We start from the raw sequence: 15,625 nt of genomic DNA, 5'->3' as shown, positions 1-15,625 counted from the left end.
ATCACGCCTTCAGGCGTACCCAAACAGGCGCATGATCGCTGGCCTTCTCGCGCCCGCGGTGATCCTTGTCGACACCGCAAGCTTCCAGCCGGTCGGTGCATTCGGGTGACAGCAGGATGTGGTCGATGCGGAAACCGTGGTCGCGCTGCCATGCCCCGGCCTGATAATCCCAATAGGTCCACACCCCGCCACGCGGGTTATGGGTGCGCAGCGCGTCCGTCCAGCCATCCGCCAGCATCCGGGCATAGGCAGCGCGGGATTCAGGCTGCATCAGCGCGTCGTCCTGCATTGCCTTTACCGACCACGTATCGTCATCTTCGGGGATCACGTTGAAATCGCCGAGCACCACGGCGGGCACTTCTGCGGCCCAGATGTCCGCCATGCGCGCGCGCAAGGCTTCCATCCATGCCAGCTTGTAGGTGAATTTCGGACCCGGATGCGGGTTGCCGTTGGGCAGGTACAGGCAGGCGATCCGCACGCCGCTGACATCTGCTTCCAGATAGCGCGCCTGTTCCGCATCACCTTCATTCGGACCGGGAATGCCCAAGCCGCGCTGAACCTCCGTGAGGGTGTATCCGGCCTGCGTGTCGACCAGAATGGCAACGCCATTGAAGCTTTTCTGCCCGTGCCAGATCGCGGCATAGCCCAGCGCCTCGATCTCAGTCGCCGGGAAGCCTTCGTCCTGCGATTTGATTTCCTGCAGACAGGCGACGCTGGGCCGCGTTTCGGCGAGCCATTCGAGCAGGCGCGGCAGGCGCGCCTTGATACCGTTGATGTTGAATGTGGCGATTTTCATGGGATTCGCCTTACCCGTTCGCCCTTAGCCTGTCGAAGGGCTGAACTTTCTTTTTCAGCGTTGAGTTCAAGAAGTGCAGGGCTTCGACGAGCTCAGCCCGAACGGTAGGTGTGCCTAAATCCCGAAGCTCGACCCGCAGCCGCAGCCGGCCGCCGCATTGGGGTTTTCGACCTTGAACGCCGCCCCGCCGAGCGATTCGACGAAATCTACCACGCTGCCGCCAACCAGTTCGAGGCTCATCGGATCGACCACTAGCCGCACGCCATCGGTTTCGCTGACCATGTCGTCGCCATCGGGCGCTTCGGCGAGGTCGAACTTGTACTGGAAGCCCGAACAGCCCCCACCTTCGACCGATAGCCGCAGGATCGGCGGGCGCGCCTGCTTTTCGGCGATCAACGCAATCCGCTTGGCAGCCGAAGGGGTCAAGGTCATGGTTGGGGCGGTCATGATGTTCAGATAGGGCGCGTGGCGGACAACCTCAAGCCTTTCAGACCGCCTGGATATAGTTGCGCAGCGCCGCGGCCTCGTGCTCCACTTCGTCGATCTTGCGCTTCACCAGATCGCCGATCGAGATAAAGGCGACCAGTGTGCCGTTCTCGACCACCGGAAAATGCCGGAACCGGCGGCGGGTCATCATGGCCAGCGCCTCGTCGATCGAGGTCGCAGGCTCGACCGTGACGGCGGGCGAGGTCATGATCTCTTCGACCGGCAGATCGAGACACGCTGCCCCCTTGTCGCCGAGGCAATAGATCACGTCGCGTTCCGAAATGATGCCGACCACTGCGCCATCGCGCAGCACCGGCAGCGCGCCGATGCGCCGGGCGGCGAGGATGCGGACTGCTTCGGCCACCGGGGTCGAAACGTCGCAGGCGATGATGTCGGACGCGCCGCGCTGGGCGATGATGCTGGCGATGTTCATGGCCGACTCCCTTCTCTCAGGGAGTGAAGGTGCCATGTCTGCGGCCCAAAAGCGAATCCACCCGTCGCACGACTTGCATCGCATGCGGGCAACCTTGCGGCTTTTGCGCGTTGCAATGCATGGAGGTGCGCGCCATTTGTGCGCAATGACTCGCAAATCCCCGCTCGACGATCCCGAAAACGCGGCCCACGCCTGGGCGCGTTATCGCCAGATCATGAAGCTGCTGCTGGCGGCGACTGCGCTGGTGGTGGCATTGGCGATGGGGCTGCTGTTCGTGTCCAATGGCACGGTTTCGGTGCATTTCTACATCGCGGTCGCGCTCGGCATCAGCTTTACCATGCTGCTGGGCGGCGGCTTGATGGGCCTCGCGTTCCTGTCCAACGGGACGGGGCATGACGAATCGGTCGATAACCGCTTGCCGGGCCGCGACGAGTTCTGGTCGCCTAAGGATGATTAGGTTTTTGGTTTTCGCTGACGCGAAACGCTAACCACCCGCCCCGCCTCCCCGCCCCCACCAATAGTACCACTATGTTGTGGTGGCCGGGCGGGGAGGCGGGGCGGGTGGTCTGAGCTTTATCAAGCAGGCGGTCTAAGCCTGAATTCCTCCACCGGAACGCCGCCGACCAGATGTTCCTCGATGATGCGGTCGAGCACTTGCGGGCTGCAGGAGTGATACCATACCCCGTCCGGCCACACGACCGCGATCGGCCCCGCCGCGCAGATCTGAAGGCAATCGGCCTTGCTGCGCTGGATCCCGCCGCCCGGCCCGCGCTTGCTGTCCTCGCCGCGCTGCGGGCCGACCAATCCGCGTTCCTTGAGCCGGGTCTTGAGGAATTTCCACGCGTCCTCGCCTTCCTCGCGTGAGCAGCATTTCTGTTTGTCCGAGACCGAACACAGCATGATGTGGCGCTGGATCGCGGTGCCCTTGTCCGGGTCGCCGAAATGCTTGCCGAGCGAGGTCTGGGCGGACAGCAGTTCCTTGCGGCTCATTGCGCGCGCTCCTCTGGCTTCAGCCAGCGGTCCAGCCACGCGAACACCGTGTCGTGCCATTGCAGCGAGTTCTTTGGGCTCAGCACCCAGTGATTCTCGTCCGGGAACACCAGCAATTGCGATGGAATGTCGCGTTCCTGCAGCGCGGTGAAGCTTTGCAGACCTTGGGTATAGGGGACCCGGAAATCCTTCTCGCCCGTCACGACCAGCATTGGCGTCTGCCAGTTGTCGACGTAATTGGCGGGGTTCCAGCGTTCGTAGGTGTCGCGCGCCTCGCTGTAGGAGCCGCCGAAATCCCAGCGCGGGAACCACAATTCTTCTGTAGAATAATAGAAGCTGCGCAGGTCGAACAGGCCGTCGTGCTGGACGAGGCAATCGAACCGTTCGGGCCAGCGCCCTGCGATCCAGTTGACCATGTAGCCGCCATAGCTCGCACCCATCGCGCAAGCGCGGTTGCCGTCGATCTGTGTGTCGAGCGTGAGCGCAGCGGCGAGGCCTTTCTGCAGGTCTTCCAGCGGCTTGCCGCCCCAGTCGCGGTTAATCGCATCAGTGAAGGCCTGCCCGTATCCGGTGCTGCCGTGGAAATCGACCGAGATCACCGCATAACCGTGTGATGCCACCACCCGCGGGTTCCAGCGGCTCGACCAGCTATCGTTGAAACTGCCTTGCGGCCCGCCGTGGATATACAGCACCGCCGGAATCGGCCCATCCTGATCGGCCAGCCGCGTGATCTGGCCCCACACCGTGTCTCCATCGGCGCCTGCAAAGCTGAATCGGCGCGTGATGATGGTGGCCATCTGACCCATGCGGGTGGTGGCGACATCGGTCAGCGGTCGGCCCTGTTGGCCCGCATCCGCCAGATACAACTCCGAAGGCCCGCCCAGCGAATCTCTGGTGAACAGCAGCCGGTCGCCCGGCAACGCGGCGAGGTTGGCAATATGCGCCTCGTTCCCCGCCATCAGATCGAGCCGGGAGACCTTGCCGGTAGCCGAATCGATGCGGAAAGCCGGGGTGTCGAGTACGTCCTGCGCGGTCGCAATCAGGCTTTTGCCGTCGGCGCTCCATGCCAGACTGCCGAAGCTGAGATCGGTATCGGCGGTCAGCGCGCGCGTGGTTCCGCTGGCCAGATCGCGCAATTGCACCACCAGCCGATCGGCCTCGTAGGTCGGACGCTCCATCGCCAACCATGCTACATAGCGGCCATCAGGCGACACGGCGGGCGCGGTATCCGTGGCGGCGTTGTCGGCGGTGATGTTGGTGGGCGCGCCGCCTGACAGGTCGGAGACGTAGATGTCGAGATTGGTCGAGGTCGGCTCGTCGCCATCGGCTTTGCGGGCGACGAAATAGACCTGCTGGCCATCGGGCGACCAGGCGATGTCCTCACCGCCGCCGAACGGCATGGTCGGGGTGTCGCCAGTGATGCCGGTGGCAGGATCGGTGCCATCGACCGGCACCCCCTCGCCCACCGCCTGCCCGCCGTCGATCGGGAACACGAACACGCGGTTATAGGTGCCGGGCGTCTCCCACTGATCCCAGTGGCGATAAAACCCGTCTGCACCGTCATAGAGCCGCCCGGTGCCTGGCCCCGGCAGGTGCGCCGGGGTTGCATCGGGGCATGCGAACTGCGGGCAGTCGCGCGGCACTTCGCCCCATAGCGCGATGGCCGTACCGGTCGGTGCCAGCTTGAACCCGGCGATCTCGGTGCCGGGGGTGTCGGCGACCAGTTCGGGTGTTCCGACCCGTCCATCCTTGCCCAGGCTTACCCGCCACACCCGGCTCCGCGCCTCGGCATCCGGGTCGGGATGGGCGCTGCTCAGGAAATAGAGCTGCCCGCCCGGCCCGAACGCGACCGAGGAGGCCTTCAGCCCGAAGTCGAGCGAAACTGGCACCGCGCCGGGCTGCATCAGGTCGAGCAGGTAATGCGCGGTGCTGCGCGCGAGCGTTTGCGGATCGGTGGTGGTTACGCCGTACACCGCCAGCGTGCCTGCGGCGTTGACCGCCGGTGTGCCGAGGCGCGGCATGGTGACAAGGTCACGCGCGCTCATCGGCGGGGCGGCAAGACCGGGGATGCTGGCGGTTTCAGGTGTCGCGTTTGCCGGCGGTTGCTGCGCGGCAAGCGGGGCGGCGAAAAGGGCGGCGGCGAGCGTGATCGGGATCAGGGCGCCGGAAGCAGTAAGATTACGCATGGCCGCAAGGTTAGCCTGCCGTGCGGATGTGCGCCAGTGTTACGGCCGCTTGCCGACAATCCGGGCGATTTCCGCCTGCACCAGCTTTTCCACCATCGCGGGCAGTTTCGCCTCCAGCCATTCGGCGAGCATCGGGCGCAGCAATTCGCGGGTCAGCCCTTCGAGCGAGGTTTCCCCCGAGCGTACGATCTGCGGTTTCACGCCCGGTTCTGCGAGCATCGCCAGCGCCGCGAGATTATCCTGCATCGCGCTGCGCACCGTATCGGCCAGCAGCGGGGTTTCGTCGGACGATGCCGTGCCATTGCCCAGTGGCAGCGCGCTGGTTTCGCCTTCGGGCGCGCATTCCATGTTCGCAAGATCGAGCACTTCGTTCCCGAACGTGTCCGCGTCGCGCACCTGATGCTGGGTCGAGACCTCAGGATCGGGCGCGGTCGCGTTTTCGGCCTCGTCTGAGGCGACTTCGCGGCGGCGGCGCTGCTCCAGCGCCACGGCGCGATTATCGCGCGCGATGACTTTCTTGATCGATTCGAGAATTTCCTCGACCGAAGCTTCACCTTCGTGGCCCATGTGCTGCCCTCTTCACGCTATCGGCTGTTCCCGAATCGGGACAATTCATTCAGCCGGAAGCAGTTGCGGCCCGATTGTTGCGTCAGCTGGCGGAATGTCAACGGTGCTGGTCGATTTGGCCTCAGCCGCGGGGTCGCGATCCCAGTCCCACATCTTGCTGCTGACCCGATCGGCATTGACCGTTGGGTCGTAAAGCGGGCCGCCGGTGTCGAGGTTGAGATCGCGGGCTTCGGCCTTGCCCATCAGTGCCAGCAGGTTGAATCCTGCGACATAGGCATTGCGCCGCGCGGTCACCAATTGCGCGCGGGCGTTGACCAGTTCCTGTTCGGCATTGAGCACATCGAGGATCTGGCGGTTGCCGATCGAAGCTTCGGCGCGCACGCCTTCGAGGCTGAGTTCGGCTGCCTCGACCGCCACCTGTGCGCTGCGGATGACGGCATTGGCCGCCTGCCAGTTGGAGTATGTCGACCGGGTTTCTGCAATGACCTGACGTTCGGCGGCGATCACATCTTCCAGTGCCGCGCTCTCCCGCGCGCCCGCCTGCCGCTGCCGTGCGGCAGGAAGGCCGCCCTGAAAGATCGGGATCGTGAGCTGCAACCCTGCATTACCTGTTACTTCCGCCTGAACCAGGTTCTGCCCGAACCCGCCAAGGGTGCCGAAGAAGTTGCTGTAAGTAGCGTTGGCAAAGGCAGAAAGGCGCGGAAGCCGCCCCGCGCCGGCCACCTTGGTATCATATCCCGCCGCCTCGGCACGCTGTATCGCGGCTTCGAGATTGGGATTATTATCGAGCGCGCTTACGATTGCATCTCCAACGGTATCCGGCAGGCCCGGCAGCGGGGGCGGCGCTACGAGTTCGCCCGGCGCGCTGCCGACCAGCCGAATATAGGTCTCGCGCGCGGCGATCAGGTTCGCTTCCGCCTGCTGAAGGTCACCCTCGGCCAACGCCAGACGCGAGCGCGACTGGGCAACGTCGGTGATGGTAAGATCACCGATCTGGAACCGGTCGCCGGTGGCTTCCAGATTGGTTTGCAGCACGGACACATTATTGGCGGCCAGCGCGGCGAGCGCTTCGGTGCGAAGCACGTCCATATAAGCCGCAACGACCTGACTGAAGAGAGCGCTCTCGGTATTGCGAAGGTCTGCCCGTCCAGCCTCGACCCGCTCTTTCGCCGCGGCAATCCCGTTACGCACCGCTCCGCCCGAATAGACCGGCACGAGAAACTGCGTGTCCACTCCGAGGTTCCGCTCCGGTGCAGTGAAGGCGTTTTGCGATTGCTGAACGAACTCGATGTACCTCGCGGTCGTGTTAAGACTGGGCACGCCAGGCGCCCGCTCGATCGGCACGCCCTCGTCAATCGCGCGCTGGTTGGCACGGGCGGCTTCAAGCGCAGGGTTGCTGACATAGGCGCGCGCCAGTGCCTCGCGCAGGTTGTCTGCGGCAAGAGGTGCGGCAATCAACAGCAGGCTCGCCGAACCGGCCAGCCGCAGCATGGCGGGGATGCGCGTCACCCGAAGGTCCAGCCCTTGGGTGCGATGAAAGCCTGGAGCACCGGAATGCCCATGTCCTCGAGCGGTTGCAGTGCGACCTTGCCCGCAACCTTGCGGCCGGAGGCCAGCCGCGTCACCTGCCGCAGCACGAGACCGGCAACGATCCGGCCGTTATTGGCCAGCCGTGCGACCAGCGCTTCGGGCAGCTGCTCGATCGCGCCGTCGATCACGATCAGCGTGTATTCCGCATCGCCGGTGCCATTTACCGCGTCGGCCGCGCTGGCGGTGGTCAGGTCGGCCACCAGCGGGCGGAGGAGTTCGGCGAGGTAGCCGGTGCCGCCTTCCACCACCAGCACACGGTCGGTGCGCGCGGGCGCGGCTTCCATCAGCAGCTTGCCGTAGAACAGCGGCGCGGCAAGATGGCCGTGTGCGCCGAGCGAAACCGCCCTGTCGATATAGGCGAGCGAGGCCTTTTCGGCCGGCAGGAAATCCTCGCGCGGGACGGAAATCATGCGCGCCAGCACATATTCCTCGTTCACGCCGCTGGTGCGCAGCTGGCTGTCGATCATTGCCCTTCGTGCGGACTTCGTGTCGTTGCGGGATTCACTGGTCATGGTCAGATCGGTCATGCTTGCTCCGGACGCTGTATTAGATATGTAATACAGTTGGTCAAACCTTCCTTAGACGTGCGTGAAGCGGGTTCCAAGGCCTTTGCGCCCTTTGCGATCGACTGTTGGCGGCGTTCGATTTCGGGCTTTGACCTCATGGCTCACCGGTGCTTAGGGGAGCGCGCAATCAAGCGGCATTGTATTCGACTTATGCAGGGATGGCTTCGATGAGTGACATGACGACGAGCGGACAAGATGTGCGGATCGAAACGGATTCGCTGGGCGAAGTGGCGGTGCCCGCCCACGTTCACTGGGGCGCACAGACCCAGCGCAGCATCGTCAACTTCCCTATCGGCGGCGAAAAAATGCCGCCTGCGCTGGTGCGTGCGCTGGGCATCCAGAAGCTTTCGGCGGCCAAGGCCAACATGAAACTGGGCGTGCTGGATAGCCGGCTCGGCGAAGCGATCGTGCAGGCAGCGCGCGAGGTGATCGATGGGTCGCTCGCCGATCAGTTCCCGCTGGTGGTGTGGCAAACAGGCTCCGGCACCCAGTCGAACATGAACGCCAATGAAGTGATCGCCAGCCGCGCCAACGAGATTCTCACCGGCACCAAGGGCGGCAAGGATCCGGTCCATCCCAATGATCACTGCAACATGGGACAATCATCGAACGACACCTTCCCCACCGCGATGCACATCGCCGCCGCGCACGAGGCGATCGCCAACCTGATCCCGGCGCTGAAGAAGCTGCACGGTGCGCTCGATGCCAAGACGCAGGAATTCGCCGATATCGTCAAGATCGGCCGCACTCACCTGCAGGATGCCACCCCGATGACGCTGGGGCAGGAATTCTCTGGCTATGCCAAGCAGATCGAATACGGCATCGCGCGGGTCGAAGCGACGCTGCCGCGCGTGCTTGAACTGGCACAGGGCGGCACGGCGGTCGGCACCGGAATCAATTCCAAGGTCGGTTTTGCCGAGGAATTCGCGGCGCAGGTCGCTGCCGAAACCGGCCACGCCTTCGTCACCGCGCCCAACAAGTTCGAAGCATTAGCCGCGCATGATGCGATGGTGGAGATTTCGGGCGCATTGAACGTGCTCGCGGTCAGCCTGATGAAGATCGCCAATGACATCCGCCTGCTTGGCTCCGGCCCGCGCTCAGGCCTCGGCGAACTCAGCCTTCCTGCCAACGAGCCGGGCTCCTCGATCATGCCGGGCAAGGTCAACCCGACCCAGTGCGAAGCGATGACGATGGTGTGCGCGCAGGTGATGGGCAACAACACGACCGTGACGGTGGCCGGATCGCACGGGCATCTGGAACTCAACGTCTTCAAGCCGGTGATGATCTACAACGTGCTGCAGTCGATCAAGCTGATCGGCGATGCCTCCCATGCCTTCACGGATAATTGCGTTGTCGGGATCGAAGCGAATAAAGACCGTATCAACCAGCTGCTCAATGAAAGCCTGATGCTGGTGACCGCGCTCAATCCGCATATCGGCTATGACAACGCGGCCAAGATCGCCAAGAAGGCGCACGCGGAAGGGACGACTCTGAAAGAGGCGGCACTGGAACTCGGCCTGCTGACCGAAGAACAGTTCGCCCAGTGGGTGGTGCCTGCCGACATGATCAAGCCGCGGGCGTAAGGCTGCGCTTGATTGACGCGCCTGAACGGCCGTTCATCTTTCGACCAAGGCCCGACCCTGCCCGACGACAAGCGCCCTGCCCGCTAGGATTCGTGCGGGCAGGGCGTTATCGCTGCCGGGCAACATGGCGAACAAGCAAACCACCGAAGCGGTCCCGATGGGGCAGGGCGTGACAGTCTCGTTCCGAACGGTGCTGATATCGATGCTGGTGCTGTGGGCGACCTATTTCGCTCTCACCACTTTGCGCAGCATAGTGATGGATTTCGGGCTGCAGTTCGAAATGGCCTGGCGCCGCCTGCTGGTGGTGGCGATCGGCGTGGCGCTCACCATGGTGCTGTGGCTATTGTTGCGACTCTTCGATGAGAAGCCGCTGTGGACCAAGATCGCGGCGGCGATCGCCTTTGCCTTGCCGGTGGCGCTGGCGATCGGGCAGGTCAACCAGTGGGTGTTTGAGGATATCCAGCTGGCGCAGGAAAAGGCCTATGCCAAGAAATACAATCTCAACCTAAGACGTGACGAGGCAGGGAACCTGCTTGTCGATGTGCCGGTGCGCCGGGTCAGCCCGGCCGTCTCCGGCGCGGGCCCCTCGGCCGGTCAGGAAGAAACCGAAGTGGTCGGGTCCGAAAGCGTGCTTCTTGCCCCGGCCGAGACCTATGCCGATTTCTGGCGCAAACTGCTCGACGTGGCACTGGGACGGTATTTCCTGCTGCTCGCCTGGGCCTCAACCTATTTTGCGCTGCTGGCCGGTGTGCAGGCGCGCAGTGCCGAGCGGCGCGAACAGCAGTTCCGCTCCGCCGCCAAGGCCGCCGAATTGCGAAGCCTGCGCTATCAGGTGAACCCGCATTTCCTGTTCAACACGCTGAATTCGCTTTCCGCACTGGTGATGACCGGCAAGGCCGACCGGGCCGAGAAGATGATCCAGACGATGAGCCGGTTCTACAGGCACAGCCTTGCCAATGAACCCACCGCCGATGTCGCGCTGAAGGAAGAATTCGACCTGCAGAGGCTGTATCTCGATATCGAGGCGGTGCGCTTTCCCAAACGGCTGGTATGCGTGTTCGATCTTCCGCAGGACCTTGAAGAAGCGCGGGTGCCGGGCATGATCCTGCAACCGCTGGTGGAAAACTCGGTGAAATACGCGATCTCTCCGGTCGCGCGCACCGTCACCGTGACGCTCGCCGCGCGCGAGGAATTCGATCGGCTGGTGCTGACGGTCAGCGACGATGGTCCCGGTGTGCCCCAGGGCGCAAGCCACGGTTTCGGCATTGGCCTTGCCAATGTGCGGGACCGGCTGGAAGCGCGTTTCGGCCCCGATATCGGCTTTACCTCCGCCCCCGTTCCGGGCGGCTATCGCACCGAAATCCGTATTCCCCTGACCAGATTTGCGACCCGCCATGACTAATCCCGATGCCGAACAGACCGCCTTGCGCACATTGATCGTCGATGACGAACCGCTTGCGGTCGAACGCGTGCAGGTGATCTGCGCCGAAATCCCGAACGTCCGGGTGATCGGCACCGCCAGCGACGGGGCGGCAGCGCTGCGGCTGGCGGAAAAGCTTGAACCCGATCTGGTGCTGCTGGACATGACCATGCCCGAATTGGACGGGCTGGGCGTCGCGCGCAAGCTGGCCGAGCAGGATCAGGCGCCGGTGGTGATCTTCGTCACCGCGCATGATCATTTCGCGGTCGAGGCGTTCGATTGCGATGCGGTGGACTATGTATTGAAGCCGGTCGCCGCCGACCGGCTCGAACGCGCGATCGAACGCGCGCTGGCGCGGCGCGGGCAACGGCGCCAGAAAGCCAGCCGCTTTCTCGATGAACTGTGGGTGCCGCACCGTTCCGAACTGCTGCGCATCGCGGTCAGCGAAGTCCACCAGATCGATGCCGAGCGTGACTACGTGCGACTGCATGTCGGCGGGGCCGATGCTGACAGGTCATACCTGCTGTTGCAGACCATCGCCGGGCTGGAGGCGCGGCTGGATCCCGAACAGTTCATTCGCATCCACCGTTCCACCATTCTGCGGCGCGACAATATTCGCGGGCTCCGGCACGACGGGCTCGGCGTGTGGTCGGTGGAATTGCAGAACGGGGAGGCCTTGCGGATCGGCCGCACCTATCTGGCGCGGGTCAAGTCGATGGCGGGCCGTTAGCTGTCGGCTGGGTTGACGCACCGCCCCCGGTTGCTTCCCCGAAAAAACGGCCCGAACCCCAGGGACTAAGAGGGTTCGAGCCGTATTGTCTGCACCGCGGGGTTAGGTGGTGCAGGATGGACTGCGCGATTCAGCCGCCGCGCTGCCGGTCTGCAACAAGCGCCGCGACCTGCTGGCGCGCCTGGGTCTTGGCCTCTTTCAGGCAGGCGCGTGCCTCGTAACTCCTTATCCGGGTGCCGGTCCGGACATCCTCCACGCCGCAAACGGCGCGTGCCGCCTGGTCGATTCGCCTTTCAAGGATCTTCTGGCCTTTGGCGGTTTCGAGATCGATGTCGTTGACCTTGATGTCCATCGCCATCGTCGTCGATTGTGTCGCGAAGGCAGGAGCGGTGGCAGCGGTGCAGGCAAGGCCGAACGCGGCGGCCGCAATTGCTAGGGTTTTCATAGTCATCCTCCATTGGCAGTCAGCCTGTGATCGGGCGGGGATGCCGATCCGGGGGTTGCCAGTCCGCCTGCCGAACTCAGGAATAGGCGGATTCGCCGCCGCCATCGCGTGAGACTCGATCAACCCGTTGCGTTCGCTCGACCGGCGCGGCGGTATCCGGATGGACGGTTCGCCATGCCCGACAAATGGCGGTTTCCATCCGACCGGCGCATCGGCATAGTGGCGGCGATGGGACTGGCGACAATCGTGATCTTCGTGTTGGGTGTTGCCAACTTCGCGCTCAACCGCGCGGTGTTCGACAGCGGCCACCCGCTGATGGCGCGCTTGCCGCGCTCGAGTCGCGTACTGGGCAGCCGTGCCGCGCTGGTGACGGAGTTCGCGGTGCTGTTCTTCGCGCTACTGCTGTCGGTCAGAGGCTGGCCGGGATTCGCCTGGGCTTATGCAGGTTATACCGCCTTCAGCGCGGTCGCGGCATGGCTGATCCTCACAAGGCGGGTATAGTGCCCCGGAACGGCAGAGGGATTGGCGCCTGGCATGAATGGACACCCCGATCCGGCCTGTTGGCTGATCGTCAATCCGGCGAGCGGGAGCAACGAGGCGGCTTCGGCAGAAACCGTCGCTGCCGCGCTGGGCGAACGTGGCTGGTCGGTCGGCCGCACGATCATCTTTCCCGATCAGCCCTTGCCGGACCCTGCGGCGCTGGATTCGGCCGGGATCGCAATGGCGGTCGTCTATGCGGGAGACGGCACGGTCAACACCCTGATCAACGGGCTTGCCGGATGGGGCGGCGCGGTGCTGGTCTTGCCGGGCGGGACAATGAACCTGCTGGCGCAGCGGCTGCACCGGTCGCTCGACATGGACGATATCCTCGACATTGTTACAGGTGGCGGCGCGCGCAGATGTCGCCCCGTCTGCGTCCGCTGCGACGGCCTTCTGGCGCTGGCGGGATTGCTGGTCGGGCCGGGCACGCGCTGGAACCGGGTGCGCGAATCGATGCGCGACTTCGCGCTCGCCGACATGGCGACAGAAACGATCGAGGCGATCCGGCAGAGTGCCTCCGGGCCCTATGTCGTGGCGCGGGAAAACGGGCTTGCGCGCAAGAGCGGCTATCCCCTGATCGAACTGACGCCGGGCGAACACGGCATCCAGATCGACGGTTATTATGCCGAAGACCCGCTCGATTATGCTGGGCAGGCCTGGGCGATTGTGCGGCGCCGGTTCCGCGAAGGGCCGCACGACAGGCTGGGAGTGGCCGAGGCGATCGTGCTGTCCAGCATCGAGGGCAGTCCGCTCGCCTGCCTGATCGATGGGGAACCCGCCGAATGCCCCTCGCCGTTCCGTTTCACCGTCGAGCCGTGCGCGGTGGACCTGCTGGCGAGCGCACATGACTTCTGACCGGCTCACCTTGTTTCATCTGTCCGATATTCATTTCGGGCTGGAAGACCGCGAAGCGCTCGACTGGGTCGGGCGCGAGATCGCTGAAAAGCGGCCCGATGCGGTGGTGATTACCGGCGATCACACAATGCGCGCGCGCCGCCATGAATTCGCCGCCGCAACCCGCTGGATCACGGCGCTCGATGTGCCGGTGACGATCAGCATCGGCAATCATGACATGCCCTATTTCAACCTGATCGAACGCTTCTTTGCACCCTATCGCCGGTTCGAGGGGATGCAGGCGCTGATCGAGCGCAAGATCGCCTTGCCGGGGCTGGCGATCGTGCCATTGAAGACCGTGCGGCGCTGGCAGCCGCGCTTCAACTGGTCGAAGGGGTGGGTGACACAGCCCGCGCTCGACCGCTGCCTTGCCGCGCTCGACCGGCTGCCCGAAGGCACGCGCGCGCTGGTGGCGGTGCACCATCCGCTGCGCGAGGTCGGCACGCAGGGCACCGCGCTGACCCGTCACGGCGAACGCGCCTTGCGCGAACTGGCGCAGCGGCGGGTGCTGGGGGTGCTGTCCGGCCACGTCCACGATGCCTTCGATATTGCCGAGCCGACAGCCGAAGGGGCAGTGCGGATGATCGGTGCGGGCACCTTGTCGCAGCGCATCCGCTCGACCCCGCCGAGCTTCAACGAATTGCGCTGGGACGGCGCTCGGTTGGAGGTCAAGGCGCGCAATCTCGAACATCTGCCGACCCGCGACATGATGATCGCCGACGTGCCGGAAAACGCGCTCCCGCCGCGCGGCCCGGAAGACCCGGTCGCCCCGGCCGGGCGCGTTCCGCCGGTCGATCCGCCGGTGCACTGAGACGCGCACATCGTAACTTGCGCCCCCTGCGCCTTAACCTTTTCCAGAGGGCCGGCGTTAAGACTTCATAAGTGAAACTGCGCGGGCAGACTGCGAAGCCGAATGCAGGCGATCCGCGGTGCTGCCCTGGTCATACCCTTGCCGTTTGTCATTGTGCCGGAGGTACGAAGATGGGGATGTTGAAAGCGTTCGTATTCGGCGCGCTTCTTTCTGCGGTGATCGGATTGGTGATCGGATCGCAGGGCACCAGCGCCGGACCACTGGCAATCCACATGGTCGCGATTGCCGATGCGAAGGTCTACTGGTCCTGGCCGGTATTCCTGTCGGGAAGCGGCCTTGCCTGGGCGCTGATGCTGCTGCAACGCTGAGGCGGGCCGGTGCTGCACGGCGCATGGCTCGTACCAAAAAGGGCGGCTCCCTTGCGGGGCCGCCCTTGATGTGTCCCGAAAGGGAGACGCCTGGCGCTTCGAAAACTGCCAGTCGAGGCGCGTTTAACGCTTCGAGAACTGGAAGCTGCGACGGGCCTTGGCCTTGCCGTACTTCTTGCGCTCCACCACGCGGCTGTCGCGCGTCAGGAACCCGGCGGCCTTGACGGTGCTGCGCAGTTCCGGCTCGTACTTGGTCAGGGCCTGAGCGATACCGTGCTTGACCGCGCCGGCCTGACCCGAAAGCCCGCCACCGCGCACCGTGGCGACCACGTCGTACTGGCCGCTACGATCGGTGATGGTGAAGGGCTGGTTGATGACCAGACGCAGGGTCGGACGCGCAAGATAGGTTTCCTGGTCCTTGCCGTTGATGGTGATCTTGCCGGTGCCGGGCTTGACCCACACGCGGGCAACCGCATCCTTGCGGCGACCGGTGGCATAGGCGCGGCCCTGCTTGTCAAGCTCCTGCTGGCGCAGCGGAGCGGAAACGCGGGCGATTTCGACCGCGTCACCCTGCGGCGCGTCGCCGGCGATATCCTTGAGATCGGCGAGATCGGAGACGGTGGTGGTTTCGCCAGTATTTTCCGGGGTCATTATGCGGTGACCTTGTTCTTGCGATTCATGGAAGCGACGTCGAGCACCTGCGGCTGCTGGCCGTCATGCGGATGCTCGGTGCCGACGTAGAGGTGCAGCGCCTTCATCTGCTGGCGGCCCAGCGGGCCGCGCGGAATCATGCGTTCGACAGCCTTTTCGAGCACACGTTCGGGGAACTTGCCGCCCAGCACCTTGGCCGGGGTGGTTTCCTTGATGCCGCCGGGGTGGCCGGTGTGCTTGTAATAGACCTTGTCGCCCATCTTCTTGCCGGTGAACTGCACCTTTTCGGCGTTGATGATGATGACATGATCGCCGCAATCGACATGCGGCGTGAAGCTCGGCTTGTGCTTGCCGCGCAGGATATTGGCGACGATCGCGGCGAGACGGCCGACGACGAGGCCATCGGCATCGATAATATGCCAGTTCTTTTCGACCTCGGCCGGTTTGATCGACCGGGTCTGCTTGCTGAGCGCCTTCATGGCTGTGTGTCCTTGGTTCGAAACATTGTCCGGCAAAATTCACCGGAGAATCGCCCCGCCAGCCAATCGGTCGGAGGGCAAGTGAGCGCG

Annotated in this window: 19 protein-coding genes; 8 read left to right on the top strand and 11 right to left on the bottom strand. The window is 64.2% G+C overall.

Annotation, left to right across the window (positions count from 1 at the left end; all coding sequences use genetic code 11):
• Position 1: 1 nt before the first annotated feature.
• The 3 genes from xth to J3454_RS09495 form a co-directional block, all read right to left on the bottom strand.
• Positions 2-796, bottom strand: a complete 795-nt coding sequence (gene xth / locus J3454_RS09505; protein WP_349513524.1) for an exodeoxyribonuclease III — start codon at positions 794-796, stop codon at positions 2-4.
• 114 nt (positions 797-910) lie between these two features.
• On the bottom strand, positions 911-1,228 hold the full coding sequence (locus J3454_RS09500; protein WP_502878574.1) for a HesB/IscA family protein: 318 nt from the start codon (positions 1,226-1,228) through the stop codon (positions 911-913).
• A 55-nt stretch (positions 1,229-1,283) separates the two neighbouring features.
• Positions 1,284-1,715: a CBS domain-containing protein gene (locus J3454_RS09495; protein ID WP_349513522.1), complete on the bottom strand. Its 432-nt coding sequence runs from the start codon at positions 1,713-1,715 to the stop codon at positions 1,284-1,286.
• A gap of 145 nt (positions 1,716-1,860) precedes the next feature.
• On the opposite strand from J3454_RS09495, the gene J3454_RS09490 reads away from it, so the two are divergent.
• Positions 1,861-2,172, top strand: a complete 312-nt coding sequence (locus tag J3454_RS09490; RefSeq protein WP_349513521.1) for a hypothetical protein — start codon at positions 1,861-1,863, stop codon at positions 2,170-2,172.
• Between the two features lie 119 nt (positions 2,173-2,291).
• Here the strand turns inward: J3454_RS09490 and J3454_RS09485 are convergent, their stop codons facing one another.
• From J3454_RS09485 to J3454_RS09465, 5 genes are read right to left on the bottom strand one after another with little or no spacing between them, the layout of a single operon-like run.
• Positions 2,292-2,705 (bottom strand): (2Fe-2S) ferredoxin domain-containing protein, encoded by a 414-nt coding sequence (locus J3454_RS09485; protein WP_349513520.1) that lies wholly within the window; start codon positions 2,703-2,705, stop codon positions 2,292-2,294.
• Positions 2,702-4,891 (bottom strand): S9 family peptidase, encoded by a 2,190-nt coding sequence (locus J3454_RS09480; protein ID WP_349513519.1) that lies wholly within the window; start codon positions 4,889-4,891, stop codon positions 2,702-2,704. The genes J3454_RS09485 and J3454_RS09480 overlap by 4 nt, the downstream gene beginning before the upstream one ends.
• 39 nt (positions 4,892-4,930) lie before the next feature.
• Positions 4,931-5,458, bottom strand: coding sequence for a DUF2497 domain-containing protein (locus tag J3454_RS09475; protein ID WP_349513518.1), 528 nt, complete (start codon positions 5,456-5,458; stop codon positions 4,931-4,933).
• A gap of 45 nt (positions 5,459-5,503) precedes the next feature.
• A complete protein-coding gene (locus J3454_RS09470; RefSeq protein WP_349513928.1) occupies positions 5,504-6,949 on the bottom strand; it encodes a TolC family outer membrane protein in 1,446 nt (481 codons plus the stop codon).
• 14 nt (positions 6,950-6,963) lie between these two features.
• Positions 6,964-7,575 (bottom strand): protein-L-isoaspartate O-methyltransferase family protein, encoded by a 612-nt coding sequence (locus tag J3454_RS09465; RefSeq protein ID WP_349513517.1) that lies wholly within the window; start codon positions 7,573-7,575, stop codon positions 6,964-6,966.
• Between the two features lie 215 nt (positions 7,576-7,790).
• Here J3454_RS09465 and fumC point away from each other — a divergent pair, with 215 nt between their 5' ends.
• From fumC to J3454_RS09450, 3 genes are all read left to right on the top strand, one after another.
• Entirely contained in the window at positions 7,791-9,197 is a 1,407-nt protein-coding gene (gene fumC, locus J3454_RS09460; protein WP_349513927.1) for a class II fumarate hydratase, read from the top strand.
• A gap of 124 nt (positions 9,198-9,321) precedes the next feature.
• On the top strand, positions 9,322-10,599 hold the full coding sequence (locus tag J3454_RS09455) for a histidine kinase (RefSeq protein ID WP_349513516.1): 1,278 nt from the start codon (positions 9,322-9,324) through the stop codon (positions 10,597-10,599).
• A complete protein-coding gene (locus J3454_RS09450; protein WP_349513515.1) occupies positions 10,592-11,347 on the top strand; it encodes a LytR/AlgR family response regulator transcription factor in 756 nt (251 codons plus the stop codon). Before J3454_RS09455 ends, J3454_RS09450 begins: the two co-directional genes overlap by 8 nt.
• Before the next feature lie 130 nt (positions 11,348-11,477).
• Here J3454_RS09450 and J3454_RS09445 read toward each other — a convergent pair whose 3' ends face one another.
• Entirely contained in the window at positions 11,478-11,792 is a 315-nt protein-coding gene (locus tag J3454_RS09445; protein ID WP_349513514.1) for a UrcA family protein, read from the bottom strand.
• 174 nt (positions 11,793-11,966) lie between these two features.
• Here J3454_RS09445 and J3454_RS09440 point away from each other — a divergent pair, with 174 nt between their 5' ends.
• From J3454_RS09440 to J3454_RS09425, 4 genes are all read left to right on the top strand, one after another.
• Positions 11,967-12,293, top strand: coding sequence for a hypothetical protein (locus J3454_RS09440; RefSeq protein WP_349513513.1), 327 nt, complete (start codon positions 11,967-11,969; stop codon positions 12,291-12,293).
• A gap of 33 nt (positions 12,294-12,326) precedes the next feature.
• On the top strand, positions 12,327-13,187 hold the full coding sequence (locus J3454_RS09435; protein WP_349513512.1) for a diacylglycerol/lipid kinase family protein: 861 nt from the start codon (positions 12,327-12,329) through the stop codon (positions 13,185-13,187).
• The gene (locus J3454_RS09430; protein WP_349513511.1) at positions 13,177-14,037 is read left to right on the top strand and encodes a metallophosphoesterase family protein; all 861 of its coding nucleotides are present in this window, start codon (positions 13,177-13,179) and stop codon (positions 14,035-14,037) included. Before J3454_RS09435 ends, J3454_RS09430 begins: the two co-directional genes overlap by 11 nt.
• A 170-nt stretch (positions 14,038-14,207) precedes the next feature.
• Positions 14,208-14,405 (top strand): hypothetical protein, encoded by a 198-nt coding sequence (locus tag J3454_RS09425; RefSeq protein ID WP_349513510.1) that lies wholly within the window; start codon positions 14,208-14,210, stop codon positions 14,403-14,405.
• A 123-nt stretch (positions 14,406-14,528) separates the two neighbouring features.
• Here the strand turns inward: J3454_RS09425 and rpsI are convergent, their stop codons facing one another.
• Together rpsI and rplM are read right to left on the bottom strand one after the other, a co-directional pair.
• On the bottom strand, positions 14,529-15,056 hold the full coding sequence (rpsI, locus tag J3454_RS09420) for a 30S ribosomal protein S9 (RefSeq protein WP_349513509.1): 528 nt from the start codon (positions 15,054-15,056) through the stop codon (positions 14,529-14,531).
• Positions 15,056-15,535 (bottom strand): 50S ribosomal protein L13, encoded by a 480-nt coding sequence (gene rplM / locus J3454_RS09415; protein WP_349513508.1) that lies wholly within the window; start codon positions 15,533-15,535, stop codon positions 15,056-15,058. The genes rpsI and rplM overlap by 1 nt, the downstream gene beginning before the upstream one ends.
• Between the last annotated feature and the right edge of the window lie 90 nt (positions 15,536-15,625).

The sequence above is a fragment of the Erythrobacter sp. NFXS35 genome (assembly GCF_040148725.1).
Taxonomy (GTDB): Bacteria; Pseudomonadota; Alphaproteobacteria; order Sphingomonadales; family Sphingomonadaceae; genus Erythrobacter.
This window is presented reverse-complemented; position numbering and strand designations above follow the sequence as displayed.

Coding starts and splice junctions, on each gene's coding strand:
- xth (WP_349513524.1), bottom strand. CDS start 796: ATGAAAATCGCCACATTCAACATCAACGGTATCAAGGCGCGCCTGCCG.
- J3454_RS09500 (WP_502878574.1), bottom strand. CDS start 1,228: ATGACCTTGACCCCTTCGGCTGCCAAGCGGATTGCGTTGATCGCCGAA.
- J3454_RS09495 (WP_349513522.1), bottom strand. CDS start 1,715: ATGAACATCGCCAGCATCATCGCCCAGCGCGGCGCGTCCGACATCATC.
- J3454_RS09490 (WP_349513521.1), top strand. CDS start 1,861: ATGACTCGCAAATCCCCGCTCGACGATCCCGAAAACGCGGCCCACGCC.
- J3454_RS09485 (WP_349513520.1), bottom strand. CDS start 2,705: ATGAGCCGCAAGGAACTGCTGTCCGCCCAGACCTCGCTCGGCAAGCAT.
- J3454_RS09480 (WP_349513519.1), bottom strand. CDS start 4,891: ATGCGTAATCTTACTGCTTCCGGCGCCCTGATCCCGATCACGCTCGCC.
- J3454_RS09475 (WP_349513518.1), bottom strand. CDS start 5,458: ATGGGCCACGAAGGTGAAGCTTCGGTCGAGGAAATTCTCGAATCGATC.
- J3454_RS09470 (WP_349513928.1), bottom strand. CDS start 6,949: ATGCTGCGGCTGGCCGGTTCGGCGAGCCTGCTGTTGATTGCCGCACCT.
- J3454_RS09465 (WP_349513517.1), bottom strand. CDS start 7,575: ATGACCGATCTGACCATGACCAGTGAATCCCGCAACGACACGAAGTCC.
- fumC (WP_349513927.1), top strand. CDS start 7,791: ATGACGACGAGCGGACAAGATGTGCGGATCGAAACGGATTCGCTGGGC.
- J3454_RS09455 (WP_349513516.1), top strand. CDS start 9,322: ATGGCGAACAAGCAAACCACCGAAGCGGTCCCGATGGGGCAGGGCGTG.
- J3454_RS09450 (WP_349513515.1), top strand. CDS start 10,592: ATGACTAATCCCGATGCCGAACAGACCGCCTTGCGCACATTGATCGTC.
- J3454_RS09445 (WP_349513514.1), bottom strand. CDS start 11,792: ATGAAAACCCTAGCAATTGCGGCCGCCGCGTTCGGCCTTGCCTGCACC.
- J3454_RS09440 (WP_349513513.1), top strand. CDS start 11,967: ATGCCCGACAAATGGCGGTTTCCATCCGACCGGCGCATCGGCATAGTG.
- J3454_RS09435 (WP_349513512.1), top strand. CDS start 12,327: ATGAATGGACACCCCGATCCGGCCTGTTGGCTGATCGTCAATCCGGCG.
- J3454_RS09430 (WP_349513511.1), top strand. CDS start 13,177: ATGACTTCTGACCGGCTCACCTTGTTTCATCTGTCCGATATTCATTTC.
- J3454_RS09425 (WP_349513510.1), top strand. CDS start 14,208: ATGGGGATGTTGAAAGCGTTCGTATTCGGCGCGCTTCTTTCTGCGGTG.
- rpsI (WP_349513509.1), bottom strand. CDS start 15,056: ATGACCCCGGAAAATACTGGCGAAACCACCACCGTCTCCGATCTCGCC.
- rplM (WP_349513508.1), bottom strand. CDS start 15,535: ATGAAGGCGCTCAGCAAGCAGACCCGGTCGATCAAACCGGCCGAGGTC.